The sequence below is a fragment of the Actinomadura rudentiformis genome (assembly GCF_008923185.1).
Taxonomy (GTDB): Bacteria; Actinomycetota; Actinomycetes; order Streptosporangiales; family Streptosporangiaceae; genus Spirillospora; species Spirillospora rudentiformis.
On record NZ_WBMT01000029.1, the window covers coordinates 100,628 to 126,617 of the forward strand.

Sequence of the window (25,990 nt, forward strand, 5' to 3'; positions counted from 1 at the left end):
GACGTCATGGGTGCGCGCACTTCCCTGATCGACTTCGCCGGAGCGGTTCCGCAGCCTCGTCCGCTGGATGTCCGGTGGATTCACGGCTCGCCGTCGGCCAAGCACAACACCGACCCGGACATTCAGGTCCACGCCTACGACGAGCACACGTTCATCCTCCGGCAGAACATGGCGATCGACTATGAGGCACCGTTCCTGTTCCTGCTCTTCGGCAACGATCAAGTGGTGCTGATCGACACCGGAGCCACGGAATCCGCCGAGTTCTTCCCCCTTCGCCAAGTGGTCGACGAGCTCATCGAGTCCTGGCTCGCCCGTCACCCCCGGCCCGGCTATCACCTGCTGGTGCTCCACACCCATCCGCATGGTGACCACATCGCGGGCGACGGCCAGTTCACCGATCGTCCCGACACCACGGTGGTCGGCGCGGAGCTGACCACCGCCTGGCCGTACTTCGGATTCGCCGACCACTCCGATGCCGTGGCGCAGGTCGACCTGGGAGGCCGGGTGCTGGAGTGCCTGGCCACCCCGGGCCATCATGAAGCGGCGGTCACGTTCTACGACCCGTGGACGGGGTTCCTCCTCACCGGTGACACGGTCTACCCCGGCCGGCTCTACATCAACGACTGGCAGGCGTTCGCCCGGACGATCGATCGCTTGATCGACTTCTGTGAGCACCGGACGGTCACCCACGTGCTCGGCTGCCACATCGAAATGACCAGGCAACCGGGCGTTGACTACCCGGTCCGTACCGTTCACCAGCCCGACGAGCCCCCACTGCAGATGACCACAGGCCACCTGCGCGAGATCCGAGCAGCACTGAAGGAGATCGGCGACCAACCCAGCCGCCGCGCCTTCCCGCTGTTCATCCTGTGGCCCACCACATGAACGGCACCAACACCCCAAGCCTCGTCCTGCGAGGACCGCAGTGATGCTTCCGGCCAGGACCTGTGTCGTCTCTGGCTCGGCCTTCGTCGACCCTCGCGATCCGGACAACGCGCTGGGCAATCCGTTCGCCGTCGTCATGGGCGCCGACGTGAAGGCGTTCAGCGCAGCGCAACGCCAGACGCTGGCTCGCCGCACCGGCGCCCCCGAGACCGTGTTCGTCAACGCGGTCCGCGGAACAGACGGCCCCACCGCGTACGAGCTCGACCTGACCGTCCTGACACCGACCGGGAAGGCCCTCGGGGTGTGCGCTCACGGCTTCATCGGCGCCGTATACGCGCTCATCGAGGCAGGGCTCATCACGGCAGGCCTTGATTTGATGATCAGCACGCCGTCAGGAGGGTCGGCGCGCGCCTCGCTCTCCAGCGACGGCACGGTCATGCTGCACTTCGTCGCCCGTGAGAGCCTGAGCGCGTACGGCCGTGAGCAGGCACTCGAGGAGATCTTCCACGTGCCGCTGCCGTCCCTGGCCGACGGTCTGCCAGTCCTGTCCGTCGGCTCGCCCAAGCTGACCGTCGAGGTGACACCCGCCGCCTTTGCGCTGCTGCGGCGTGAACTGGACGGCCTGGACTACGACCGGCTGATGGCCTTGCAGCGCGAGTTGGACATCAACGGGATCCACCTGTTCTGCCGCAACACCATCACGCGCATGCCCGAACGCGCGATCCAGGTGAATGCCTACCTCGGCAAGAGCCTCGTCGTGGACCGGGCCACCGGCGTTTCGAACGCGGCCCAAGTCAGCGCCGATCCTCACATTCATGAAGGCCAACAGCTCCAGATTGCCCAATACACCCAGACAGGCCGCTCAGCGGTCCTCACCTTGACCAAGGGAAAAGAACTCAGCGTCTGGGTAGGCGGCGCCGCGACCCTCCTCGCTCACCGAGAAATACGGTGAGAGCCTGTCTCAAAGCGCTGTGGATCTGATGTTGAGTAGATTCTCACGCTGCGTTCCGGCGTGATTGGGGGAACTTCCTTGCATTGGGCCGGGTCCCCGCCGCCGCCCCATGCCAACGTCGGACCAGGTGCGGAACTGAAGGACTAATGGGCAAAGTCAGTGTTCGGTTGGCTTATGCGATCATTTGCCGGATGAGCACTGAACTGGGGAGATACGGCCTCACGTTGGCAACCTGGCGGGGTTGTTCGGTGCTTGTGGGGTTGATGACCTCGCTGCTTCTGACCGGTTGTCTGGGTGGTGAGGAAGGGAAGCGCGTGACGTCCGACGCGCCCCTCAACGAGCAATGCGGGTCCGTGCCTGGCGAAGCTAAGAGGGTGGCCCTTCAGGCAGCCGACCGGGCCAGACTGGGTGCCGCGGTGGTCGGCTCGCAGCAGGCCCAGGTTGGGGTCGTTCTCGCCTATGGCGCGTCGCAGACCCTGTGCGACTGGCTTGAGCAGGCGCAACTACTGGCCTCCGCCACGCAGTCTCGGGTGCTGATCATCGACCGGCGAGGCGTTGGCTCCAGCCAGGGAGCGGGAAATCTCAGCAAGCTCCCAAGTGACCTCGTCACGGGCGCGCAATGGCTCAGAGCCAACGGAGCCAAGAAGATCGTGCTCATGGGCTCCTCGATGGGCTCGGCGGCCGCGCTGGTCGCCGCGGACAAGGCCGGCCCACGCACCGCAGTCCACCCCCAGAACCCGCAGAGCCCTGGACTCCAGCCACCAGCCTGTGCCGTTGTCGCCATCTCACCAGTGAGCGCTATCGAAGACGACCATGGCAACCGAGTCGATGTCTCCAAGGTGTCGTCGGTCCCCGGAGCGGCCTGGTTGGTCTTCGAAGAGGGCAACGCGGATGTGCGGGCAGCCACCGAAAGGGTCGCCACCCAGCTGCGGCAGGCCAAGGCGCCCAACGTGAAGCTCAAGACAGTGAAGGGAAGCGATCACAGCATCGCTCTTGTGAGCAAGCATGCTGATGCTCGCGACTTCGTGGAAGCAGCCGTCCGCTCCTGCCGTACAGACCCGTAGGGCCGTGCCGGAGTGCCTGTGCTTCGAGCGTTGTTGAGCTGATGCAGAACGGGTTCTCGCGTGCGTTCCGGCGTGGTCGGAGGAGACTTCTCGGCGTGAGCCGGCCCGGAAGTGTGTGGTGGGCGGGACGCGCTTGCCGCTGAAGTCGTCCCCGCGCGGAAACTACTTTCAGCGGCGTGCGACGTGCGGCGTGCGGCGTGCGACATGCCGTGCGGCGTGCGGCATCTCAGGCGCGCCGGCGGGCGGCTGAGCGGAAGAGGCTGACGGCCACGCTGATTTCCGAGGTAACGGCGGCGTGGTAGCGGAGCCCGGCCGGGGGCGGGCGCGGTCCCTGGGCCGCCGCGTTCGGTGAACGCGGCGGGTGTCGACGTACGACGAGAAGGAGGCTCAGGCCTTTGCTGCGTCGTATTCCTGGCGTGCCTTCTGGACTGCGGCCATTCGTCGCTCCGTCCAGAGGGAGAGATCACGGACCTGTTCGGCGCCTTCGCGGCCGAGGTCGGTGAGGGCGTAGTCCACGCGGGGCGGAATCACGGGCTTGGCGTCGCGGTTGACCATGCCATCGCGTTCCAGGGTCTGCAGCGTCTGGGCCAGCATCTTCTCGCTGACCTGGCTGACCTTGCTGATCTCCCGGCGCAGCTCGCTGAAGCGGTACGAGCGTTCCAGGAGCACGATCAGGACCAGGGTGCCCCAGCGGCTGGTGACGTGCTCCAGGACCGCGCGGTGAGGGCACATCAGGTCACCGTCGGTCTTGCGCATCCGGTCCAGAAGCGGCGTATCACTTACTTCCACACCAGTACCTTACTTCAAAGTGGGTACTGTAAGAAGGGTTAGCGTGCTCCTAGGTTGGTACGCAGTGCAACCAACTAGGAGATCTCTGACCATGAGCATTGTCGTTACCGGCGCCACGGGGAACCTGGGCCGTCTTGTCATCGAAGGCCTGTTGGAGAAGGTTCCGGCCGCCCAGATCACCGCCGTCGTCCGCAGCCAGGAGAAGGCGGCCACCTTCGCCGCCCGCGGCGTGAAGATCGCGATCGCCGACTACAACGCCCCCGAGACCTTTGACGGTCTCTTCTCCGCCGGCGACAAGGTGCTCCTGATCTCAGGCAACGAGTTCGACAAGGGCCGCGTCGGCCAGCACAAGGTCGTCATCGATGCCGCGAAGGTGGCCGGGGTCGCCCTCCTTGCCTACACCAGCGCCCCCGGCAGCCTGACCGCCGCCCTCGCCGACGACCACAGGGGAACAGAGGCGGCGATCTTCGAGTCCGGTGTGCCCTACGTTCTGCTGCGGAACGGCTGGTACCACGAGGTCTACACCGAGCAGCTGGCCTCCGTACTCCAGTTCAACGCCGTCACCCAGGCCTCCGGCGAGGGCCGCGTCGCCTCCGCCGCCCGAGCCGACTACGCCGCCGCCGCGGTCGCCGTGCTCACCGGTGAGGGCCACGAGAACAAGACGTACGAGCTGAACGGCGACACCGCCTGGAGCTTCGCCGAGTACGCGGCCGAGCTGAGCAAGCAGACCGGTAAGCAGATCGGCTACAACGCCGTCTCCGTCGAGGAGTTCAACGCCATTCTGACCGGCCCCGCCGGACTCCCCGAGCCGTTCGCGGCGATCCTGTGCGGCGTAGAGGTCGCTGTTGAGAAGGGCGAGCTGGCCGGCACCAGCGACGACCTCTCTCGCCTGATCGGACGCCCCACCACCCCGATCGCCGACTCGATCGCCGTCGCCCTGAAGGACTGAGGAACCTAGTGGCTCCTGGGGTCCCCGGGTGCCGAGTCGCCCGGGGACCTCCATCATGTCCAGATGCGCGGCGGATCCGGAGGCCGCCGCCGGCCTCCGTCACCTACGGATGTCTGCTGCACCCTCGGCTCCGCCCCTTTGGCCGCGCCCCTTTGGCCGCGCCCGTTTGCCGCGACGCTTGGTTGCGGCGCTGCCTGCCGCCCCTCCGGTCTCGTCCGGGCCGCTTCAGGATCAGGGGAGTTGGAAGCCCTGTTTGGAGAAGTCGACCGCGTTGGCCGGGGCGGTGATTCGTTCAGCCTGGCCATAGGCGAAGACGAGGCGGTCGGCGGGCGACTTGTCGTTGGTGACTGCGAGAGGCAGAGGCTCACCCTGGGACGAGATCCACAGATGGGTGCCCTCGCCGTCGGTGAGGTCGAAAGCGGGCTTGCCCTCGAAGTCGCGGCCGGGTCCCAAGGAGAGCGTCTCACCGGTGCCGGCGGGGCCGAAGATCATGGTGTTCGTCGCGAAGGAGCCCAGGACGCCCATGTCCTTGCCCCGCATCACGGTCCACTGGTTCTTGAGCTTCTTCAGAAGGCTGGCAGGCGGCTTCGGGCCGTCACCGACGATGACTTCGGAACCCCTGGTGTAGTGCTTGTCGCCGATGATGACGAACTGCGTGGTGGTGCTCTTCTTACTGGTCAACGGGCCACTGATCTTGCCCTTGGAGTTCTTGCCCCGGACGCTGTAGTCGAGCGTGATCCGGCCCTTCTCGGTTTTGACCTTGCCGCGGACCCGTACGTTGGGCGCCTTGGTGAACGCGCCCTGCGCCTTTGTCGCGATCTGGGCCGCGGTCTGCGGCGGGGTGGCGGTCACCGTGACGGTCGGAGCGGTCTTCCCCGTGCTCCCGGCATCGCAGGCGCCCACGGCGAGGGGCAGAGCCAGGGCGCCGACAGCGACGTAAAGCCGGGCTCTGGTCGCCCCCGAATGCTTCGGCAATTGGAACACCTCCCTGCCTTGGACGCACGGGAGAGCCAAATGGATGACGAGCAACCATTTGCCGTGGAGCGTTCTCGGCCCTGACCGCACGCGAGCGGTAGGATAAAGGTATGACCGCGAAGGCCAAGATTACGATCACGATCGACCGTGACCTGATAGAAGCCGCTGAGGCGGCCGTCGAATCGGGCAAGGCCCGTTCGGTATCCGACTACATCAACGGTGCCGTCCGAGACCGTGCGGAACGCCACGCTCGATCTCGCCAGTGGCTGGATCACAAGCTTGCCGAGATGAGATCCAGTGACCCGGGCGCATTCGACGCCGCAGGACGCCGCGCCGCCGCCGCCCTGGGCATTGACCCGGCAGAGCTCGACGAACAACCAGGTCAGGCCCGGCCGGGTGCCGCGTGAGGATCGTTGACCACACAGCTCTCAGCCAGATCGCGGCCGGATCCTGGGAAGGGCTTCGCCTGCTGGACGCGGTAGAACGCTTCGATGTTCCCGTTGTCATTCCAGCCACGGCACTGGAGCACGTGGCACGGAAAGCCTTCGGCGACCCTGACGCGGTGTCGCTCCTCGGGCACATCGACGCCACCCTGGGGTTCCGGCAAATCACCGTGGACGCGCTCGATGAGCACCGTGCGCTGCAGGTCGCAGAGGCCGGGTCACGGCTTGCCCCAGAGGACCGGGCGCTGTTGTACGCGCATGCCCTGGTCTGTGCGCGGGAGCACGACTGCGTGGTGATCACAGCCGACAGCGCCATATGGAAGGACGTGGCCCCCGACGTCGTCACGGTCGAACTGGCCGACTGACTTTCGCATCACATCGCGCGGTCAGGCTTCCGCTTGCCGTCCAGGCCGATGAGCAGCGGGTGCGCGACCTGGTGTGGACCGCCAACCGATCGGGGTGCTGAACGGCGGCGAGATCGCATACACCATGATGGGGCCGTGGAACTGGAGCCTTACCGCGGTGAACTCGTGGCGTACTGCTACCGGATGCTGGGCTCGTTCCACGAAGCGGAAGACCTCGTGCAGGAGACGATGCTGCGCGCGTGGAAAGCCCGTGATCGGTACGACCACACACGCGCGTCCGTCCGGACCTGGCTGTACCGGATCGCGACCAACGTTTGCCTGACCGCGCTCGAGGGGCGTGCGCGGCGGCCGTTGCCGTCCGGGCTGGGGGCGCCGGGCGATGATCCCGGAGTGCCGCTCACGCCGGCGTTCGACATCCCCTGGATACAGCCGTTCCCCGACGCGCGCTTCGACGTGGGGGCCCGGACCGACGTGCGGCTCGCGCTGGTGGCGGCGATGCAGACTCTGCCACCGCGGCAGCGGGCCGTGCTCGTGCTCCGCGAGGTACTGGAGTTCAGCGCAGCCGAGGTCGCCGAGCAGCTCGAGACCACGGTCGCTGCCGTCAACAGCGCGCTGCAGCGGGCCCGCGCCGCCCTGACGGACGTGGGTGAGCTGGGGCAAGTCCCTGAGCCGAACGACCCGGAGGTGCATGCGGTGATCGGACGGTATGTGCGGGCGTTCGAGACCGGTGACGTCCCCGCGCTCGTGCGGCTCCTCGCCGCCGACGCGATCCTGGAGATGCCGCCAGTGCCGCTGTGGTACCGGGGCAGCCGCGACTACGGCCTGTTCATGCACCGCGTGTTCGAGATGTGGGGGAGCGGCTGGGGCACCATGCCTCTCACCGCCAACGGCCAGCCCGCGTTCGCCGCGTACGCACCGGAGCCCGGTGGTGGACATCGGCTGCACACTCTCCAGGTCTTCACGGTCACCGGAGGCCGGATCTCGCACAACGTCGTGTTCGCCGATCCACGCGTGTTCGAGGCGTTCGACCTGCCCCAACAGATTTCTTTCGACGATTTCCGCCCGCCGCGATGAGTCAGGCCGATGCCGCCAGTACGTACGGGTGAGCATCGACCGAAGGGACATCCATCGTGAGCGTCATCGTCATCGAATTCATCACCCTGGACGGGATCGTCTCCGACCCGGACGGATCAGCGGGCACGCCGACCGGCGGCTGGGCGTTCCGGCACGGCCCAGAGACGGTCGCCGGGGACAAGTTCCAGCTCGGGAGCACGCTGGACGACGGTGTCATGCTGCTGGGCCGTACGACCTGGCAGCTGTTCTCACAGCTGTGGCCCGGGCGCGACGACCCGTTCTCCGCGCGGATGAACGCCGTGCCGAAGCTGATCGCCTCCCGAACGCTGACCGACCCATCCGCGTGGGCGAACTCGCAGGTCATCACCGGAGACCTCGTCGACGTCGTCAAGCGCGAGCGCGAGCGTCGCGATGTCATCATCACGGGCAGCCTGAGCGTCGTGCACGCGCTGATGGACGCGGACCTGATCGATGAGTACCGGCTCCTGACCTTCCCCACGGTCCTCGGCACCGGCGAGCGGCTCTTTCCCGCCGGTGGCCCGCCCGCGTACCTGGAATGCCTCTCGGCCGTGCAGTCAGGCGCCGCCGTCCTCACGCGGTACGAGAGGGAACGACGATGACCGCCGTTCAGTAGTCGCCGGTGGCAGTGCCTCCAATGGACGCCGGTGACCGCCGTTCAGTGGTCACCGGCAGTCGTGCCCGTCAGAGGCCGCCGGCGGCGGCCCTTCAGTGGTCACCGGCGACCGTGCCCGTCACCGGTCGCCGGTGGCCGCCGTTCAACGGTCGCGGTGACCACCCTCAGCGGTCGCCGGTGGCGGTGCCGTTCAGCGGTCGTCGGTGGTGGTGCTGAGGGTGCACCAGATGGTCTTGCCGTCGTTGCGGGGGTGACTGCCCCAGTCGTCGGCCAGGGCCTCGACGAGGTACAGGCCGCGTCCGGACTCGTCGTCAGGTCCGGCGACCCGGACGTGGGGCAGTTGGGTGCTGCGGTCGCTGACCTGGATGGTCAGTTCCCGTTCGCTGTGCCGCAGGCTCAGGTTGATCGGCCCATGGGCGTGGCGGACGGCGTTGGTGACGATCTCCGAGGTGAGCAGGACCGCGGTGTCGATCAAGTTGTCGGTCAGGGCCGGCTTGCTGCTTCGGGGAGCGGCCCAGCAGGCCAGCGTTGCGGCGCAGAACTGGCGGGCGTCGGCGACCGCCGCGGGCTGGGCGGGCAGATCGGTGCGGGCTATGGCGATGGGCATCGCCGGAAGTCGTGCCAGCAGCAGGGTGACGTCGTCGTAAGTGCTGGCGTCGGCGAGCAGGGTGGACAGGACGCTGTCGGCGGTCTTGTCCAGACTGAGGCCGTGCCGGGCAGCCAACGCCAGCGTGGCTTCCAGCGTGATCAGCCGGGTGTCCAGGTCGCTGGTGCGGGTTTCGACCAGCCCGTCGGTGTACAGCGCCAGTGTGCAGGCCGACGGCAGGGTGAACTGGGCCTGCTGGTACGAGTGCTGGGTGGCGATGCCACCGACGCCGAGCGGCATGCTGATCGGTGCCGGGAGCGGATGAACGGTGTGGTCGGCGCAGATGATCAGGACGGGCAGGTGGCCCGCCGAGCAGACGGTGGCCTCGCCCGTCTCGGGGTCCACGACCAGATAGCAGCAGGTGGCCATCTGGGCAGGCATGTCGCAGAGGACCGCATCGAGGCGCTGCATGAGCTCGGCGGGTGGCAGGTCGGTCTTGGCCAGGGCGTTGGACACCGCGCGGAGCTGGCCCATCACCGTTGCCGCCTCCAGGCCGCGGCCCATGACGTCGCCGATCAGCATCCCGACCCGGCCGCCGGGGAGGGGGATCAGGTCGAACCAGTCGCCGCCGACCCCGGGGCCTCGCGTGGCCGGCAGGTACCGGCCGGCAGTCTGGATCGGAACCTGGCCAGGAGTGCCCATCAGAGTGTGCTGCACGGTGAGCGCGAGTTGGCGTTGCTGCTCGTACAGCCGGGTGAGCTCCTGAGCGCGCAGCCGTTCGGTGAGTTCCCGGACGATGGCGCAGCCGCCGATGATCGTCCCGGTGGAGTCACGGACCGGCCAGAGAGTGACGTCGACGTCGAGCAGCCGCCCCTCGCGGGTGACCCGGATGGTCTCGTGGTTCTCGATGTGCTCGCCCCGGGCCAGCCGCCGCAGCAGCGAGGCGATCTCAGCCTTGTGGCCGGGTGGCGCGAGCATCGAGACGTTCATGCCGATGGCCTCTTCGGCGGTGTAGCCGTACAGCCGCTCGGCGGCGGAGTTCCAGAACGTGATCGTGCCGTCCAGCGTCTTGCTCAAGATGGCGTCGCGGGAAGACCGGACCAGTGCGGCGAGCTCGCTGGTCTGCCTGTCGGCGGCGCGTGCGCTGATGTCGCGGATCGCGGCGAACCCCAGCACACCGCCGTCGTCTCGCAGAGTGCTGAGGGTGAGCTCGATGGGGAACTCGTGCCCGTCCTTGCGTACGCCGCACAACTGCAACCGGCTGACCGCCGGATGCCCCTGCCAGGGCAGCCCCTGCGGGGCGTTCTCGCAGTGGTGCAGCGGATGGCGGCCGCAGAACGTGCCGCATTGACGGTGTGGAACGATCAATGCTGCGGGCTGCCCGAGCAGCTCGCGGCGCCGGTACCCGAAGAGCACCTCGGCCCGGGCACTGATCGCGCGGACGAGCCCCGCCCCGTCCACCACCAGCAGCGCGTCGGACGCCGCCTCCAGCGGGGCGCCGCGATCCTCATCCCGGCCAGGCCCGATCACGTCACATCACCGATCCTCAACGTCACCCGGCGACCACTCGGAGACACACCCCCACCCATGCCCTCCGGGCATTCGAGCACGCTCGGCTCTGACTGTCTCCCGATTGTCACAATCGGTATCGAAGTACATACTGAACGTGCGAGCAGCGATGACCTCTGCACCCGGCCCCCAACGGCCCACCCCGCGCAAGCTCTCTATTCACCAGAACGCGCAAAGCCGCCCAGACATCGGTGCAGACGCTCAGGCCCACCCACCACCCACCCCGCAACGCTCCGCCACACCCACGCGGGGCGGCAACGCCAATGCGGCGCTGCCCGCGCCATTGCAGGGCCGCGCACACCAATGCAGCCCTGCCCACGCCTACGCGGCACCCGCGCACTCCAACGCGGCACCGCGCACTCCAACGTGGGGTCGCGCATCCAACGTGGGGTTGCGCATCCAACGTGGGGTTGCGCATCCAACGTGGGGTTGCGCATCCAACGCGGCGCCGCTCACGCCAACTTGCGTCGCGCACGCACGCCAACACGGCGCCGCGTACAGCAACGCTGGGCCGCCCCACGTCAACGCTGGGCTGCTTGTGACAACGCAGCGCGGTGCCACGCCAACGCTGGGCCGCCACCCGCGCCAATGCAGGACAGCCACGCCAACAACACAGTCGTTGTGGGGACTGCACCTCGCCCGAGCGGGCCTGCTCCTTGGCTGGCTTGCCGAAGGAGCGGCGATGGGTGATTTCTCCACCTCAACTCCTTGACCAGCGGCAAGAAGAACTGTAAACGGCTGATCACTTCACGTGACATCAAGGGCGCGGTACGGTCAACGTCACCTGCCCCGAACCGGCGGCGCGGGGCCTGGACCTCCAGGTCGTGCAGCCGTTGCGTGATCCCGGAAGGCAGGGATCGCGGTCGTCCATGTTCCCTGGCCGTCCGCGTCACACCGCTCCTGGTGGGCGAGCGCCACCCCGCAAGGACGCTCGCCCACCCGGAGCGGTGCCACAAGCACCGCTGCCCGCCCCGGGGCCTTCCTGGATGCTGGTCAACGGTCTATTCGAACCGCAGCTACAACAGGCTGTGTGGGTAGGACAATCGACCATGGGCTCGTCCGAAGAGCAGATCTATCTGGCGGTGTGCATCGAGACCGCTGTCCCTGAAGGCGTTGACCGGGGCGCTGATGATGCCCCGCACAACCTGGGACCGCCGTTCCGTAATGCTGTGATCGCCCGGCTCTGGCTTTCCAACTACCTCGCGGCCACTGCCGACAGCCTGGAGCTGGACGGCGACCACGACGACCTGGTCACCGCCTACCGCGACGCCGTCGCGCCGATGCGCAAACACGGAAACGCCACCGTGGGCAGCGTCCGCTATGAAATCCGCGCCAAGCCCGGCAAAGGAGAGCCCGCCTGAACGATTCGCGGGCTGCGATGCACAAAGGAGTGTCGCTGGGGGGATGGGCGCGTTGCGATGCGAGGAGCGCCCAGCTGAACGAATGGGGAGCTGTCGGCGGGGGCGCGTGGTGTGGGCTGGGTGATGGCGGGTTTGATCATCCACGGACGGTTCCGCGTCGGGGTGGCGGCTGTATAAGGGTCCCTGGTGGGAGGGACCTGCGATTCACTCGGCTGAGGGACGACGGTGGATGGTGATCTCCGTAGCGTTCCGGGCATGAGAGCAGCCCGTACTTCCTCTGGTGTTAGGACGGCCGTGGTCGCGGTCGCAACGGTGAGCGTCATCAGTGCGTGCGGTGAGGGTGGTGGAAAAGGCGGGGTCGATGCGGCCCTTAAGCGTGACGACCGTCCGGATGCGGCGACGATGCCTGAACGCACCGATCCGGCCGTTCAGAGCTTCCTGGATGCCACCTTGCCGAAGGGGCCCGGCGGCACGGTTGTCGCAGCCCGGAACGGCGAGCTTGTGCATTGCAAAGGCTTCGGCCTCGCCGACCGCGAGAAAAGGATTCCAGCACGCTGCGATACCGCGTACGACATCATGTCGATGACCAAGCAGTTCACTGCTGCCGGAATCATGAAGCTGGAGATGGCCGGCAAGCTGCGCGTGACAGATCCGATCAGCAAATTCGTCGGCCCGGTGCCCGCGGACAAGCGGGGGATCACGCTGCATCACCTGCTGACGCATACGGGCGGGTTGAATGATGAAGAGTCCGGCGACGACTACACCCCGGTCTCGCGCGACAAAATGCTGGACGTCGCACTGAAGTCGAAGCTCCGATCCGCTCCGGGCACCGAATTCTCTTACTCCAACCTGGGATACAGCGTCCTCGCGGCCATCATCGAGAAGGTCGCGGGCGTCGGTTATGAACGCTTCCTTGCCGAGCAACTGCTCGTACCGTCGGGGATGACACGGACCGGGTACGTGCTGCCGCAGTGGGACCGTGACCAGGTCGCGGTGGAGTACGACGAGCACGGCAAGCCTCAAGGCAAACCGTACGAGCACCCCTGGGCCGCCGACGGACCGTACTGGTTCCTACGCGGCAACGGCGGCCTGCTTTCCACGCCGCGCGACATGTTCCGCTGGCATCGCGCATTGGAAGACGACAAGGTCCTCTCTGCAACCGCCAAGCGCAAGATGTTCAAGCCCCACGTGGCCGTTGGCGAACGACCCGGCTACAAGTTCTACTACGGATATGGCTGGGGTGTAATCCGTGCCGGCAACCGCTACATCATTGAGCACGACGGCGGGAACGACTGGTCGTTCGGCGAATTCGCGCGCTTCCCTGGCCATCGGACGATGGTGTTCTGGATCAGCAACCATGCGTTCCGGAAAGGGAAATGGAACCTTGATGAGCAGAACATGGAGCTGACCCTCGGAATCGAGAAGCGCACCCGCCGCTGACCAAAAGCCGGGCGGGTCATTTCCGCCGGCGACATGGTTCAGGCGGCCGCCGGTTCGGCAACTGCACGCTCAAACTCAAACCCGCCCGACCAGGCCCTGACCCCCGCTCGATCTCGAACCGGGCGTGCCGGTGTGAATCAGGCCCAGAGTTGGAGGCGGGTATGGCCGGGCGGTCCTACTGCGAACTCTCGGCGATGGGCGGCCAGACCCAGTCGAGGGTGCCGTCATCGCACACCTCGGGCCGGTCACCGCGAACGTCCACACCATGCTCGAGCGCGTCGGCGATCCCGCCGAGCATCTCCGCGACGCCTGGCCAGAGCGGCTCACCTGCGGGCGGCCTCGTACCTGTCCCGCTTTATGGCGCATCCATGCGGCGGACCGTGGAGCAGGTTGCGGACTGTGCCGCAGGGGTCGGCTGGCCGTGGAGCAGGACGGCGAACAGGTAGCCGCCGCCCGTCATCGGCGATCGGCCGCACCCTGCCGCACCCCGGTGGTGAATCCGCCGCGTCGAAGACGACGCGTTCGCGGAGCCGAGCGGAGACCTGGACGAACGGTTCAAGGGGGCTGGCCGCCCGTGCGATCGGGTCCTCGCGCGCCACCCGATCTCTCTTCCGAAGAGTTGATCATCCCAGCCTGCCTCAGCGGGCGCCGTCCCCCAACCCCTGGTTGAGGGGTGCATCCCGTCGCGGCGCCCCGCTGGTGCGGGATGGCAGGCGCGGGCAGCGGCGGCCAAGGTCGTGATCAAACGACCGAGGACGAGCTGGAGGACGGCATGAGTCCCCGGAGTACGCAAGATCGAGCCCGTGGAAGGCGGCTTCCAGATCTTCACCGACGCCGGCGTCCAGACCGCCGACGTCGTCATCAACGCCGTCAACCCGCCGCCGCACTCAATCCCCGAGAACACCGGCGCGCTGATCTCGTCACTGCTCGCCAGCCGGGCAGCCGAGCCCCACCCCGACGGCGGGCTGAACGTCGAGACCGCAACCGGGCGGCTCACGGTGTCCGGCCAGGCCGACCCCCGGCTGTACGCCATGGGCGACCTCGCAGGGGACAGGCCGTTCATCACCACGAGCATCGCGGGCCTGGCCGCACGTGCCGAAGCGACCGCCCAGGCGCTCCTGGCAAGCTGACGGCACCGGACAGGCCAGGCGGTCTCAGCAAGTTGACGGCACCGGACGGAGCGGCTGTTCTGTCCGGCCTGGCCCCGAGTCCAGCGCATACCGGCGCCAGGGCAGAGCAAGGCGCCAGGGCAGAGCAAGATGTGGGCTCTGTTGTTGCGCGCGGGAGTCTCTGTCAGTGGCTCGCGCCGAACCGGTGTCAGTTAATGCCGTCCGGCACCACCGGCGTCCGGTCGTCGATTTCGAGGAGATAGGGGGCGGCCAGGCCGTGGTAGTCGGTTTTGCGTTCGGCGGGCAGGTCCTTCCAACCGGTGATGAGGCCCCGGCAGCGGTGTGATTTGCACCGGCAATGGACGGCGAAGTGCTCGACCGTGTAGTTGCGCATGGCGTAGTCGAAGGTGATCTCCTGGCCCGCGGTGATGAGCTGGCGGGCGACATAGTCGTGCGCGCCGCCGGCGTTGGGACGGATGCCGCAGTTGGGGTCGCAGGAGTGGTTGACCTTCGCGGTCAGCCCGCCGTGCAGCACGAACCGGTGCTCGCCGATCTGAGAGGCATGGGCATGGTTGTGGTCGAGTTCGCGGTCGATGACACCGACCATCACGGTCTCGCCGGCCTGGAAGGATCGGGTGGCGAACACGCCTTCGCCCTTGCCGTCGGTGCGCTGGAGCTCATAGCCGTTCACGTCGCCTGCTTTCTGGAGGAACAGCCACCCGCAAGCTGATCAGGACTGAACCGACCCGTTTCCAAAGCCGGGGACGGTCGGCAGGCATGGCCTGTGTGAGAGGCATCTGCACTGCAGGCGACCACGAGATCGGGTGGATGGCGGTGCGCTGGCATCTGCCCGTCGTGTTGAGGTGCGTAGATCGTCTTGACTGTACAACACAGCGCCACCGATCACGCGCGTTGCAGCCCCTGCACTCTGGGACCGGCGGCCGGACTCCGCGGAGGTCAGCAGCGACCACGGACAGGACTCACTGGTCGGTGGTGAGTCGTTCGATGGCTTTCTGCCGGTCTTGGAGGGTGGGCTGGCTGTAGCGGCGGGCGGTTTCGACGGAGTGGCCGAGGAGTTCGGCGACGATGACGATGTCGGTGCCCCGGCGGGTCATGGTGGTTCCGGCGGTGTGGCGCAGGACGTGCGGGGTGAAGATGCCGTCGCGGCCCAGAGGGCAGGCCTGCGGTGTCGGCGATGGTGCGCAGTGCGGTATAGGCCGAGCGGGCCGACAGGCGGCCGCCGGGGCGGTTGAGGAACAGCGCGGGGTGGTGTCGGCGCTCTTCCAGCCGGAGCGTTCGCGCAGCCATTCCTCCAGCACGGTGCGGAGCTTGGGGTGCAGGGGGACTTCGCGGTATTTGCCGTTTTTGCCATGTCGGACGATCAGATGGCTGTTGCGGGCTGACATGCGGATGTCGCCGGTGTCCAGTGTGGGGCTGGACCGCAGACTTACCGTCCACCGCAGCCTCACCGTCGGCCAAGCGTCACCCTCTACCTCAGCGTCCAATTCCAGCCTGCGGGCTCAGCCCGAGCCGGTCGCATGAGCATCTGAACGCGGGGAACATGACCGGTGACACGATCAACCCCGACCGTCCGCGGCGCCGCAGACCGAGCAGACGGTCTCGGTGTGCTCGGTCCGGGACGCTTGTGATGGAGAAACTCTGATGACGATGTTCCACCCCGACGACGCCGACGACGCCGACGGCGCCGCATCACTGGTGCCGCGCACCGGCCGATGGCAACTGCCGAGCGAACGGTCAGCGGCGGCCCACGCCCGCCGAACCATCCACGCCGCCCTGCAACGGTGGGGACTGGGCCCGGCCGCAGACACCCTCACCAGCCAACTGGCGTCACTGATCCAAGACCTCTCCACCCGCTCCGCCGTGCGCGTTCCCGCCCTGATCGACCTGCGGCTGGAACTACGCGCAGCCGACCGCCTGCTGCTGGGTGAGGTCCAGGCCTCCACCCCCGACCGGCCCGGACCCGCTGATCAGACATCCGCCGGCAAGGGCGGCCGCGGCATCATCGCCCTCACCTATGGCCGCCGCCTCGCACGCAACGGCACCGCCACCTGGTACACCCACGCCTTCACCTGGTGGCAGCCGAACACCATCACCACTGACCGCTGACCTGCCCACCGGGTCTGGCAGCGGCGGTGCTGTCAGGCACTCCAATGTCTGCAGCTTGGCGACTATCCGCAGCTTGCCGACCTCACCGACGTCACGCCGTTTCCGTCGCCGCTGTCGCCACCGTCTCCGCCGTCTCCGTCGCCGCAGCCTCGCCCGGAGACGGCCTCACCCGCCGACACCGACAACCGCATGTCTTGCCCTGGCGGTGTCTCCGCCGTATTCCGGCCGCGTCTCAAACGGAGTCGTCGGTGAGCTGGATGTCGCGTCCGGCGCCGAAGCCTGCCGCCGCCATGGCGAAGGACAGGCCGGTCAGTACGAGGAGCGGCAGGCCCCAACCACCGGTGTGGTCGTGCAGTACGCCGAGGACCAGGGGGCCGGCGGCGGCCACGAGGTAGCCGATGGCCTGAGCCATGCCCGCGAGAGCGGAAGCCTGTGCCGGGCTTGCGGCGCGGCGGCTCTGGAAGGTCATGGCCAGCACGAGGCAGGCGCCGCCGCCGAGGCCGAGCAGCGTGCAGGAGAGGAAGGACAATCCCGGCGCCACCAGCAGGACGACGAAGCCTGCAGCGACGAGGGCCGATGCGGTCGCGGCCGTCCACCGCTGGTCGTCGTGACCGCGCGAGAGCAAGGGCACAACGCTGCTGGCCAGCAGGGCGACCACTTGGTAGAAGAACAGCATCCATCCGGCAGCGGATGCGGAGGTGCCCTGATCGGCCAGGATGCTCGGCAGCCAGGCGATGACGGAGTAGAAGCCGAGCGATTGAAGCCCCATGAAGAAGGTGACCTGCCAGGCCAGACGGGAACGCCACGGAGTCTCGCTTCTGCGCGCGGCGGGCGCCGGGCGGCCGGCGTCACTGCGCATGTAGGCAATCCAGACGAGCAGCCCCGGGACCGCGAGGACCAGGCTCCAGCCGAGAGATGTGCGCCATCCGCCGGGCAGGGCATCGGAGAGCGGCACGGATATGCCCGAGGAGACGGCGGCGATCAGGCCCATGACGGTGACGTACAGGGCGCTGACCGTTCCGATGCGGTGGGTGGGCACGGACCGCCGCACCACGGCCGGTAGGAGGACGTTCCCGCACGCGATGGCCGCCGACAACACGACGGTCCCCGCGAACAGGCAGATCAAGGAGGGAAGCGATCTCAGCACGGTCCCCGCGGCCAGGACGGCCAGCGACAGGACGAGCAGGCGGGAGGCGCCCAGGCGGTGCGACACGCGTCCGACCAGCGGGGACGTCGCGGCGAAGGTGAGGAGGGGAAGGGTGCTGAGCAGTCCGGCCCCGCCAGAGGCCAGAGCTGCGTCGCGTTCGATCGCGGGAAGGAGCGCCCCCACCCCGGTGAGCGTGGCTCGCAGGTTCGCCGCCACGAGCACGATCGCGATCAGGAACCCAAAGGAGACGGCTCGGCGGTCCAGCTCTTTCTCGGTGAGTTCCTGGGACGTCATTCCGCTGCCTCTCGCCGCGCTGTGGCGGCGGTATGACGCGTGGCCTGGACCACCGAGGCGGCCATGCATCGCGCGCCAGTCTCGTCTCCGGCCTCGATGGCGTCCACGAGCTGCCCATGGAGACGATCGTGTTCGGCCGCGGCCTCGGCGTTCCAGGTCAGCGCGCCGAGCGCGGAGGTGAGCGCGCTGCCCAGGTATTCGTAGACCTCGGCGAGGATCTCGTTGCCGCTGGCGCGGACGAGGGCGCGGTGGAATTCGCCGTCCACAGCCGCGATCGTTTCCATGTCCCCGGTACGGCCGGCCTCTTCGGCACAGCCCAGTAGCCGACGCAGTTCGGCCAGGTCATCGGTCGTGCGGCGAACGGCGGCCAGGCCTGCCGCGTACTCCTCGAGAATCGCGCGCAGCTCGAAGACGTCCTCGCTGCGGGCGGAAGCCGCACGCCGGACCAGCACGGACTCCAGCTCGCTGGACGCGCGGACGTAAGTGCCGTCTCCGGCCCGTGCCTCCAACAACCCCAGATGAACGAGTGCCCGGAGCGCCTCGCGCAGCGTGTTGCGACTGACCTGAAGCTCCTGGACAAGGACGCTCTCGGGCGGGATCCGGGTCCCGACCGGCCATCGACCGGCCGCGATGTGGGCACGCAGGCTGCTCACCAGCTGGGCCGACAAGGACACCCCCCGGTGCGGCGCCTCCAAGCCTTCCATCCGTAGGACCTCCAAATGTAGGACATTTGGCTCGCCATGGTGGAACCTCGATAGGGGAGTTGTCAATACCGGGCCTGGGCTGGTCGACCAGGCCGAACGGGCCTGGCGCCTGACCTTGCTCACCGATGTGGTGATCTGCTGGACGACCTAGTACTCCAGCAAGGCCATCGTTGAACTGCGCCGCCGAACGCCCCGTCCTACGCCCCTTCGCTACGAGCTTCGATGGCGGTGATGATCTCTTCGCACATTCGGTGGGAGAGCAGAGCGTCGGCGGGTGACAGCGTGATGCCTGTACGGACCGCGTCGAGGAAGCGCGCGCAGGATTGCTCGACGCCGCGCTGCTGGGAGACCGGGATCCAGTCGGGGCGGCGGGTGAGGGTCTGCGCGCCGTTGTGATCGATGACGTCGGCGAGGTTGAGGACCTGGCGCTTGCGGCCGTTCCCCATCACCTCGCAGATCTCTTCGGTGCTGCCGCTGTCGCGGTTCATGATTCCGATTGCGGTATGGCCGTTCCCCGACAATTGCAGGAGCACGTGGAACAGCCGGCCGTCACGGACCTTGGCCCGTACATCCATGTGGGTGATCTCGCCCGGCACCAGGAAGCGCAGGGTGTCCACCACATGGATGAAGTCATCGAAGATGACGGTGCGGACGTCGCCGGGCAGATCCTTGCGGTTCTTCTGCATGACGATCAGGTCCCGTGGCTGCTCCAGCAGGTCGACGTAGCCGGGGGCGTGGCGGCGGTTGAAACCCACCATCAGCGACTGGCCGGTCTTCTCCGCCAGTTCTGCCAGGCGCTCGGCTCCCTTGAGGTGATAGTCCAAGGGCTTGTCGACATAGACGTGGACTCCCGCCTTGAGCAGCCGTTCGGCCAATGACACGTGCGAGGCGGTGGCGGTGTGGATGAACGCCGCATCGAGTCCCGCTGTCAGCAGTTCATCCAAGTCGGTCGTCCACGACGGTATCCGGTGGGCCTCGGCGATCCGACGCAGCTTGTCCGCGTTCCGGGTGTGCAGGCGCAGGTCGATGTCGGGCAGCGTGCCCAACACCGGCAGGTACGCCTTCTGTGCGATGTCCCCGAGCCCTATCATCGCCACGCGCAGCCGGCGGCCGTTCGACGGCCCATCGGTGGAGGTTCCCATGGCGGCTCAGGCTAACAGCCGCCATCCGCATGGGCGCCGTCCGCGCAGGTCATCGCCCCTAGCGGTGGTGGACGCTTACGAGCAGGCGCACCGCGACGATGCGGATGAGCGCAACCAGTACGTGCCTGGCGCTACAACCAGTACGTGCCTGGCACGACAACCAGTATGTGCCTGGGCCGCGCCCTGTTTCGGGGTCGCCGGTGCGCGTGGCGACCGCTCGCCACCGCCTGGTCACGCCGGTTCCGCCTGCCCGGTGCGGAGGAGCAGTGTGGTCATGATCAGCGCTCCGGACGCGCCGATGAGGCTGCCGATGCCGAGCCGGCCGTCGACGGCGTAGGACGCGACGGCGGTGACGAGCACGCCCGCGGAGAAACAGTAAGCGGCAAGGAGCGCCGGAGCGGCCATGCGGTCTGGCAGCGCGGCGGCGACGAGCAGCGCCGCGCAAAGGATCAGGTCGGGGACCAGGAAGAGGTTGTCGGCACGCCAGGAGCCGGTCGGGAAGAGGAAAGCGAAGGTGCCGAGGCTGAGCAGGACGGCCGCGCCACGTCCGATCTTGAGCGTTGTCATGTCTACAGCGTAGACATGGGGTCACCGCGATGTCTACGGCGTAGACACTCCTGGCAGGATGGACGCATGCCACCACGCGCTCCGCTGACCACCGAGGCCATCGCCGCCGCCGCCCTCGAACTCGGCGACCGCGAGGGCGCCGAGGCGATGACGATGCGCCGCATCGCCGCCGAACTCGGCTGCGATCCAATGGCCCTATACCGGCACTTCCCCAACCGCCAGGCGCTGCTCGACGCCGTCGCCGACCTGGCTCTGGCCGACGTGCCCGACCCCGACCCGCACCAAGCCTGGGAACCACGGCTCGTCACCGTCCTGGTGTCGATCCGGTCGGCGGCGCTGCGCCATCCGGGCATCGCCGCACACGTCGCCGGCCGCCCGCCGCTGCAGCGCCACGGGCGCAGACTCGCCGTGGCCATCATCGGAGCCCTCGCAGAAGCGGGCCTGCCACCGGAGGACGTGGTACGGGCGGCGCAGGCACTCATCGCCTACCTGGCGGCCGCACTCGCAATGAGCGTACGGGCCGGGCAACCCGACGCACGCTGGCACGAGCTACGGGCCGTGATCTCCACGCTGCCAGGCACGCCGCCCAGCGACGCGCTTCCGGTGACGGGATCCGAAGACCAGTTTCAATACGGGCTCGGACTGCTCATCTCCGGAATCCGAGTCGAGGCCGAACACGAACGTCGGCCACTTGCTTCTGGCTGACCACCGCAACCTTGCGAGAACGCCAGCGGGGTGCGCAAATCGTGAGAGGCGTTTGAGGCGAACGCTCAACCCCAGCGGCCTATCCTCCCTCGCCTCCGGCGCCTGCTCCTGTGTCGATGCGGTAGCCGACGCCTGGCACGGTTGCGATGATCCAGGGTTCGCCGAGCCGCTTACGCAGTGCCGAGACGGTGATGCGCACGGCGTTGGTGAACGGGTCGGCATTCTCATCCCACGCGCGTTCCAGGATTTCTTCGGCGCTGACGACCCCGCCTTCGGCAGCGACGAGGACTTCGAGCACTGCGAACTGCTTCCTGGTCAGCGCGACGTACCGGCCATCGCGGTAGACCTCTCGGCGGAACGGGTCCAGACGCAGGCCCGCGATCTCTCGCACGGGCGGTCTGTTGTGGGCGCGCCTGCGGTCGAGCGCTCTGAGACGGAGCACGAGTTCTCGGAGTTCGAACGGCTTCGTGAGGTAGTCGTCGGCGCCGAGCTCGAATCCGGAGGCCTTGTCGTCGAGACGGTCGGCCGCGGTGAGCATGAGGATCGGCATGCCGGTGCCAGAGTCGACGATGCGTTTGGCGATCTCGTCGCCGGACGGTCCGGGAATGTCGCGGTCGAGGACGGCGATGTCGTAGGTGTTGATGCTCAGCAGTTCCAGAGCGGTGTCGCCGTCACCCGCGATGTCTGCCGCGATCGCTTCCAGGCGTAGGCCATTGCGGATGGCCTCTGCCATATAGGGCTCGTCCTCGACAATCAACACACGCATGTTATTGAGCCTACGAGCGGGCGCATATCGTCGGCATATCGAAAACCACATACGTTCTGGCAACACCGCGCTGCGTTGACTGGCTGCGTGACTCGAACTCCGCCACCATCAGCACGAACAACGAGGCGCCGGATTCGCTGGCTCCTTGTCATCGGCCTGATAGCCGCCATAGCAGTGATCGTCGCAGCCCTCGGCTACCAGGCGCCGGAGCCCTCGTCCCTCTCGTCCTCCTCGGTCATATCACCCTCGGATGCTCCTCCCAGTCAGCACCGTGATGTGCTCAGCGAGGCTGACGGTGCCGTCCCCGACGGCGTGACGGTCTTCGATGACGCGATTCCGGCTGTGGCCAACCTCGATCCAGGTCTACTCAAAGCCCTCCGCCAGGCCGCAACGGCTGCCGCGGCCGACGGAGTCGAGTTCTACGTCAATGGCGGCTGGCGTTCCCCGGAGTACCAAAATCAGCTTCTTCGCCAGGCGGTCTCCAAGTACGCGTCTGAAGACGAGGCCGCCCGATGGGTGGCCACCGCGGCGACCTCTCCTCACGTGTCGGGGAACGCGGTCGACATCGGGCGCTCCGATGCGACGGCGTGGCTCTCCGAACATGGTGCCGAGTACGGGCTATGCCAGATCTACAGGAACGAACCCTGGCACTACGAACTGCGTACCAGCGCGCTCGGTCGTCGTTGCCCGCGCATGTATGCCGACCCCACCCAGGACCCGAGGATGCAGCAGTGACCGGCAGTGAGCAAGGACAGACGGTGGCGCAGGTGGACACGGCGGAGACCGGACAGGGCAGCGCCGCCCGCCCGGATACCGGCTCTGGCACCCCGGGCGCAGGCGTCCACCCGGATACCGGCTCTGGCACCCGCCGCGCAGGCATCCGCCGGGATACCGGCTCCGGGACCTGGCGTACGCGCATCCGCTGGAATACCGACTCCGGGGCTTGGCGTGCGCGCCTGCGCCGCGGGATCTGCATCGGCTCCCAGCCGGGGCCGTGGAAGCGCGGCCTGGTGCTCGCGGCGCTGGCGGTGCTGCTCGGCCTGCTCATGCTGCTGCACGCGTACATCCCGAACCGGGCCAAGAACCTCGGCAGCCTGGTGGAGACCTTCCTGCCGTGGTTCGGCCTGTTCATCCCGGTTCTGCTGGCGGGGGCGCTGTGGCGCCGCTCTGCCTCCGCGGTGGCCGCGCTACTGCTGCCGATCACGGTGTGGCTGAGCCTGTTCGGCGGGCTGCTCAGCGACAAGTCCCACCCGGGCAGCGACCTCATCGTGGTCAGCCACAACGTCGGCGCCGACAACCCCGACCCGGTCGGCACCGCCCGCGACCTGGTCACCTCCGGTGCGGACGTGCTGGCGCTGCAGGAGCTGACCCGGCAGGCCAGATTCACGTACGAGAGGGAGCTGGCGAACGCGTACCCGTACCACACGGTGCAGGGCACGGTCGGGTTGTGGAGCAAGCTGCCGCTGTCGGACATCCAGCCGGTCGACACCCAGATGGACGCCGGGCCGCTGGCCGCCACCAAGCCGTTCGAAAGGAGGGCCGACGCCCGGGCGCTGCGCACCACGGTGGCCACTGACCACGGACCGCTGGCGGTGTATGTGGCCCACCTGGGGTCCGTACGCGTGAATCCCAGGGCGGGCTTTGGGACGGACCACCGTGACAGAAACGCCCAGGCGCTCAGCGAGGCCATCGCCGCCGAACGCAATGAGCGAGTGGTGCTGCTCGGCGACCTGAACGGCACGATGAACGACCGCGCGTTCGCCGGCATCACCTCGCAGATGCAGCCGGCCCAGGACGCGGCGGGCGACGGCTTCGGCTTCACTTGGCCGGCGACGTTCCCGGTGGCGCGGATCGACCAGATCCTGGTCCGCGGCGTAAAACCGAAGAGCTCGTGGGTGCTGTCGGCCACCGGCAGCGACCACCTGCCTGTGGCAGCCGGAATCAGCTGGTGAACATCACGTAAGCCTCCGGATCCGTTCCGCGGCTCAGCGGGAGTCCTGGCTGGCCGAGCACCACGCCGAGGCGACGTGTCTACAAGGTGCCGCTCGGCGGCGGTTGCACACCTCGCTGTGTCCAGGCGGCGAGCTTGTCGAATGCGGCGCGGAAGTCCGGCAGCATCGGGCGTACGAGTGTCGGGAAGGCGGCGTTGAGCCCGTCGGTGTGCGTGCCGCCGGGCACGCGGTAGTAGCGGTGCAGATGCTGGCGGCCGGCGCGCTGCACCATTTCGGCGTAGACGTCGCCGGTCTTGCTGATGGGCACGAGGACGTCGAGGGTGCCGTGAATGCTGATGAGGGGCTTGGTGATCCGGCCCGTCAGCGAGACCCGGGCGACGGCCTTGCCGACCTGCGGTGGACGGGAGGCGTAGTCGTAGTCGGTGTCGCATCCTGCGCCCGTGCCCTCGGGGCAGAACGGCGTCCCGGCCTGCTTCGCCCCGTCGTAGCCGGGGTCGAGTTCTTCGCGGACGATCCGCTGGAAGAAGTCCCACTGGTTCGTGTGGTGCCATCCCCATAGCGGCTCTGAGCCGGCCGGATAGCCGGCGGCGAGCATCTGCGCGTGCGCGCCGGGCTGTCCCAGCGCGTAGCGGGGATAGGCGCGCAGTGCGGGCGGCAGGGTGGTCAGCAGGCTGGTCTTCGGTGTGAACAGCAGGGCGTTCCAGTCCACGCCGCCGGTGTAGAGCCCTGGGTGGCGTTCGAGCTGGCCGCGTACGAGATATCCGCCGGCGGACAGGCCGGCGACATAGGTGTGCCGGGGCGCCCGGCCGTAGCGCTTGGCCGCCACGTGTTTGGCGGCGACCGTCAGCTGGGCCATGCGGGTGTGCCACTCCCGGATCGCTCCGCCCGGTGAACGCCCGTCGCTGTAGATCGCCGCGCCGGTGTTGCCCTTGTCGGTCGCGGCGAACGCATAGCCCTTGGCCAGGACGTGGTCGCCGATGATGCGGTCGTTGGCGTACTGCTCGCGGACGCCGGGTGCGCCCGCCACCACCAGACCGCCGTTCCAGCGGCGCGGCAGCCGGATGACGAACTGGCTGTCGTGGTTCCAGCCGTGGGTGGCGTTGCTGGTGGAGGAGTCGGGGAAGTATCCGTCGAGTTGGACACCGGGCACGCCGGACGGATGGGCCGTGCCCGGGGCCTCCAGGCCCGCCCAGTCGGCCGGGTCGGTGTGCCCCGTCCTGATGGTCCCCGCGGTGGTCAGATCTGGCAGGCAGGCCGCGATGGCGCGTGCGGCTCCGGGGACCCGCAGGCCCCGCTCGCCGCACCCGTCCGCGCCTGCCGTCCCGGCCGCGGCGAAAGGGGCGAGGGCGGACACCAGCAGGATCGGCACGACGGCGGCCGCCGTCCAGGAGTGAAGGGCCATGGGAACTCCTCGTTCGGCATCGACACCCGAAAGCTAGGAGCAGCCGGTCCCACCAGGTAAGTGCACAACGGCCACAGCGCTGGGCCGAACGGCACATGACCATCGGCCAAAGCCACCCGTTCGCCACACCCCATCGGCCCCAACCCTTTGCCGGTACATACGCGCCCGGCCGCGGTCCCCCAGTTCCCTCCAGGCCAGTGCCCTGGGCACCGCCGCCGCCTTATCGGCCCGCGCCCAGGCCAGACATCCGCCGCCCTATGGATGCAGCGCACCAAGCGCGTTGATCAGAAAACTCATCGACATTTTCGGCCGGTCGATCACCAACTGGTGCCCGAACCCACCGACAATCGGTGCCGGTCTCACAGGCATAGCCAACCCCTCGACCTTGGCCGCCGACTCACCTCGCCCCAACGCCATCGAGATCTTGTTCGCCCGCATCGCCCCACTCGCATCGGCCAGCACCTCTGGCGCATCCCGATACGCCCGCGGCAACACCGAAATCCCCAGGACCGGCTCCCATGACGGCACCAGCATCACACCCCGCCGCACCACCTCGAGGTTCGACTCGGCCTCCCGGGTCTCGGTATCGATGTGTCTGTTCCCCGGCAGCGGCTCGGCGACCTGGGGCGTCTCACCCAGAATCTCCTCCACCGTCTCCTGGGTAATCATCAGCCGAGACAGTCGATCCTCCTCGGCCTCCAACCGCGCCTGCACCTCAGCGAGCTGCCGCTGCAGTTCCTCGATCCGCTGCCGGGACCCGGCCAGCCGCCGCGCCAACTCCTCCTGCAACGACCCATCGCCACCACCGCCTGCACCCACGGTCGAAGCCGACCGCGCAATCAAACAGCCCAGCCCACCAACAGAACCAGCTCACCCGGCCACCAAGGTCACACCCATCCCGGTGAAGGTTCACCAACCGATGATGGCAAGCTCGTGGCGTGCTGATCGAGGGATATGACGGCGGCCCGTTGGTCAACGGAGAACTGTTG

Annotated in this window: 28 protein-coding genes; 15 read left to right on the forward strand and 13 right to left on the reverse strand. The window is 67.9% G+C overall.

Going from position 1 to position 25,990, the window contains the following annotated elements:
* Positions 1 to 6 precede the first annotated feature (6 nt).
* The 3 genes from F8566_RS44615 to F8566_RS44625 all read left to right on the forward strand — a co-directional run bounded on the left by F8566_RS44615 (position 7) and on the right by F8566_RS44625 (position 2,901).
* Positions 7 to 885, forward strand: coding sequence for an MBL fold metallo-hydrolase (locus F8566_RS44615; protein ID WP_151569583.1), 879 nt, complete (start codon positions 7 to 9; stop codon positions 883 to 885).
* A 43-nt stretch (positions 886 to 928) separates the two neighbouring features.
* Positions 929 to 1,837, forward strand: coding sequence for a PhzF family phenazine biosynthesis protein (locus tag F8566_RS44620; protein WP_151569585.1), 909 nt, complete (start codon positions 929 to 931; stop codon positions 1,835 to 1,837).
* 191 nt (positions 1,838 to 2,028) lie between these two features.
* Positions 2,029 to 2,901 (forward strand): alpha/beta hydrolase, encoded by an 873-nt coding sequence (locus F8566_RS44625; protein ID WP_192810197.1) that lies wholly within the window; start codon positions 2,029 to 2,031, stop codon positions 2,899 to 2,901.
* A gap of 387 nt (positions 2,902 to 3,288) precedes the next feature.
* Here the strand turns inward: F8566_RS44625 and F8566_RS44630 are convergent, their stop codons facing one another.
* A complete protein-coding gene (locus tag F8566_RS44630) occupies positions 3,289 to 3,690 on the reverse strand; it encodes a winged helix-turn-helix transcriptional regulator (RefSeq protein WP_225994089.1) in 402 nt (133 codons plus the stop codon).
* Positions 3,691 to 3,781: 91 nt separating this feature from the next.
* On the opposite strand from F8566_RS44630, the gene F8566_RS44635 reads away from it, so the two are divergent.
* The gene (locus F8566_RS44635; protein ID WP_151569589.1) at positions 3,782 to 4,639 is read left to right on the forward strand and encodes an SDR family oxidoreductase; all 858 of its coding nucleotides are present in this window, start codon (positions 3,782 to 3,784) and stop codon (positions 4,637 to 4,639) included.
* 231 nt (positions 4,640 to 4,870) lie between these two features.
* Here F8566_RS44635 and F8566_RS44640 read toward each other — a convergent pair whose 3' ends face one another.
* Positions 4,871 to 5,614: a hypothetical protein gene (locus F8566_RS44640; RefSeq protein ID WP_151569591.1), complete on the reverse strand. Its 744-nt coding sequence runs from the start codon at positions 5,612 to 5,614 to the stop codon at positions 4,871 to 4,873.
* 110 nt (positions 5,615 to 5,724) lie between these two features.
* On the opposite strand from F8566_RS44640, the gene F8566_RS44645 reads away from it, so the two are divergent.
* From F8566_RS44645 to F8566_RS44660, 4 genes are all read left to right on the forward strand, one after another.
* Positions 5,725 to 6,021 (forward strand): ribbon-helix-helix domain-containing protein, encoded by a 297-nt coding sequence (locus F8566_RS44645; protein ID WP_151569594.1) that lies wholly within the window; start codon positions 5,725 to 5,727, stop codon positions 6,019 to 6,021.
* A 122-nt stretch (positions 6,022 to 6,143) separates the two neighbouring features.
* Positions 6,144 to 6,422 (forward strand): hypothetical protein, encoded by a 279-nt coding sequence (locus F8566_RS44650; protein ID WP_192810198.1) that lies wholly within the window; start codon positions 6,144 to 6,146, stop codon positions 6,420 to 6,422.
* Between the two features lie 48 nt (positions 6,423 to 6,470).
* The gene (locus F8566_RS44655) at positions 6,471 to 7,496 is read left to right on the forward strand and encodes a sigma-70 family RNA polymerase sigma factor (protein ID WP_151569598.1); all 1,026 of its coding nucleotides are present in this window, start codon (positions 6,471 to 6,473) and stop codon (positions 7,494 to 7,496) included.
* 56 nt (positions 7,497 to 7,552) lie between these two features.
* Positions 7,553 to 8,116: a dihydrofolate reductase family protein gene (locus F8566_RS44660; RefSeq protein WP_151569600.1), complete on the forward strand. Its 564-nt coding sequence runs from the start codon at positions 7,553 to 7,555 to the stop codon at positions 8,114 to 8,116.
* Between the two features lie 204 nt (positions 8,117 to 8,320).
* Here the strand turns inward: F8566_RS44660 and F8566_RS44665 are convergent, their stop codons facing one another.
* Positions 8,321 to 10,246, reverse strand: coding sequence for an ATP-binding SpoIIE family protein phosphatase (locus F8566_RS44665; RefSeq protein ID WP_151569602.1), 1,926 nt, complete (start codon positions 10,244 to 10,246; stop codon positions 8,321 to 8,323).
* A gap of 1,088 nt (positions 10,247 to 11,334) precedes the next feature.
* Here F8566_RS44665 and F8566_RS44670 point away from each other — a divergent pair.
* Positions 11,335 to 11,646 carry a hypothetical protein gene (locus F8566_RS44670; RefSeq protein ID WP_151569604.1) on the forward strand — a complete coding sequence of 104 codons (312 nt, stop codon included), beginning with the start codon at positions 11,335 to 11,337 and terminating at the stop codon, positions 11,644 to 11,646.
* Positions 11,647 to 11,940: 294 nt separating this feature from the next.
* Positions 11,941 to 13,086 carry a serine hydrolase domain-containing protein gene (locus F8566_RS44675; RefSeq protein WP_225994090.1) on the forward strand — a complete coding sequence of 382 codons (1,146 nt, stop codon included), beginning with the start codon at positions 11,941 to 11,943 and terminating at the stop codon, positions 13,084 to 13,086.
* Between the two features lie 175 nt (positions 13,087 to 13,261).
* On the opposite strand, the gene F8566_RS52500 is transcribed toward F8566_RS44675, so the two are convergent.
* On the reverse strand, positions 13,262 to 13,384 hold the full coding sequence (locus F8566_RS52500; RefSeq protein ID WP_264159538.1) for a hypothetical protein: 123 nt from the start codon (positions 13,382 to 13,384) through the stop codon (positions 13,262 to 13,264).
* A gap of 505 nt (positions 13,385 to 13,889) precedes the next feature.
* Here F8566_RS52500 and F8566_RS44680 point away from each other — a divergent pair.
* Entirely contained in the window at positions 13,890 to 14,216 is a 327-nt protein-coding gene (locus F8566_RS44680; RefSeq protein WP_151569606.1) for a hypothetical protein, read from the forward strand.
* Positions 14,217 to 14,403: 187 nt separating this feature from the next.
* On the opposite strand, the gene F8566_RS44685 is transcribed toward F8566_RS44680, so the two are convergent.
* Entirely contained in the window at positions 14,404 to 14,886 is a 483-nt protein-coding gene (locus tag F8566_RS44685) for an SET domain-containing protein-lysine N-methyltransferase (RefSeq protein ID WP_225994091.1), read from the reverse strand.
* A gap of 289 nt (positions 14,887 to 15,175) precedes the next feature.
* A complete protein-coding gene (locus tag F8566_RS44690; RefSeq protein ID WP_151569608.1) occupies positions 15,176 to 15,601 on the reverse strand; it encodes a tyrosine-type recombinase/integrase in 426 nt (141 codons plus the stop codon).
* Between the two features lie 256 nt (positions 15,602 to 15,857).
* Here F8566_RS44690 and F8566_RS44695 point away from each other — a divergent pair, with 256 nt between their 5' ends.
* Complete coding sequence (locus F8566_RS44695; protein WP_151569610.1) at positions 15,858 to 16,322, forward strand: hypothetical protein; 465 nt, start codon at positions 15,858 to 15,860, stop codon at positions 16,320 to 16,322.
* A gap of 232 nt (positions 16,323 to 16,554) precedes the next feature.
* On the opposite strand, the gene F8566_RS44700 is transcribed toward F8566_RS44695, so the two are convergent.
* The 4 genes from F8566_RS44700 to F8566_RS50585 form a co-directional block, all read right to left on the reverse strand.
* On the reverse strand, positions 16,555 to 17,763 hold the full coding sequence (locus F8566_RS44700; RefSeq protein ID WP_151569612.1) for a CynX/NimT family MFS transporter: 1,209 nt from the start codon (positions 17,761 to 17,763) through the stop codon (positions 16,555 to 16,557).
* On the reverse strand, positions 17,760 to 18,467 hold the full coding sequence (locus tag F8566_RS44705) for a FadR/GntR family transcriptional regulator (protein WP_151569614.1): 708 nt from the start codon (positions 18,465 to 18,467) through the stop codon (positions 17,760 to 17,762). Before F8566_RS44705 ends, F8566_RS44700 begins: the two co-directional genes overlap by 4 nt.
* A 197-nt stretch (positions 18,468 to 18,664) precedes the next feature.
* Entirely contained in the window at positions 18,665 to 19,609 is a 945-nt protein-coding gene (locus tag F8566_RS44710) for a Gfo/Idh/MocA family protein (protein WP_151569616.1), read from the reverse strand.
* A 231-nt stretch (positions 19,610 to 19,840) separates the two neighbouring features.
* Positions 19,841 to 20,176 carry a hypothetical protein gene (locus F8566_RS50585; protein ID WP_192810199.1) on the reverse strand — a complete coding sequence of 112 codons (336 nt, stop codon included), beginning with the start codon at positions 20,174 to 20,176 and terminating at the stop codon, positions 19,841 to 19,843.
* Between the two features lie 66 nt (positions 20,177 to 20,242).
* Between F8566_RS50585 and F8566_RS50590 the strand changes: the two genes are divergently transcribed.
* Positions 20,243 to 20,881, forward strand: a complete 639-nt coding sequence (locus F8566_RS50590; protein ID WP_192810200.1) for a TetR/AcrR family transcriptional regulator — start codon at positions 20,243 to 20,245, stop codon at positions 20,879 to 20,881.
* Positions 20,882 to 20,960: 79 nt separating this feature from the next.
* Here the strand turns inward: F8566_RS50590 and F8566_RS44720 are convergent, their stop codons facing one another.
* Positions 20,961 to 21,647, reverse strand: a complete 687-nt coding sequence (locus F8566_RS44720; RefSeq protein ID WP_151569620.1) for a response regulator transcription factor — start codon at positions 21,645 to 21,647, stop codon at positions 20,961 to 20,963.
* A gap of 174 nt (positions 21,648 to 21,821) precedes the next feature.
* Between F8566_RS44720 and F8566_RS44725 the strand changes: the two genes are divergently transcribed.
* Positions 21,822 to 22,382: a M15 family metallopeptidase gene (locus F8566_RS44725; RefSeq protein ID WP_225994092.1), complete on the forward strand. Its 561-nt coding sequence runs from the start codon at positions 21,822 to 21,824 to the stop codon at positions 22,380 to 22,382.
* A 233-nt stretch (positions 22,383 to 22,615) separates the two neighbouring features.
* Positions 22,616 to 23,599 (forward strand): endonuclease/exonuclease/phosphatase family protein, encoded by a 984-nt coding sequence (locus F8566_RS44730; protein WP_404800403.1) that lies wholly within the window; start codon positions 22,616 to 22,618, stop codon positions 23,597 to 23,599.
* Positions 23,600 to 23,678: 79 nt separating this feature from the next.
* Here F8566_RS44730 and F8566_RS44735 read toward each other — a convergent pair whose 3' ends face one another.
* Positions 23,679 to 25,001, reverse strand: coding sequence for a tannase/feruloyl esterase family alpha/beta hydrolase (locus F8566_RS44735; protein WP_151569622.1), 1,323 nt, complete (start codon positions 24,999 to 25,001; stop codon positions 23,679 to 23,681).
* Positions 25,002 to 25,256: 255 nt separating this feature from the next.
* Positions 25,257 to 25,790, reverse strand: coding sequence for a hypothetical protein (locus tag F8566_RS44740; protein WP_151569624.1), 534 nt, complete (start codon positions 25,788 to 25,790; stop codon positions 25,257 to 25,259).
* Positions 25,791 to 25,990: the final 200 nt, after the last annotated feature.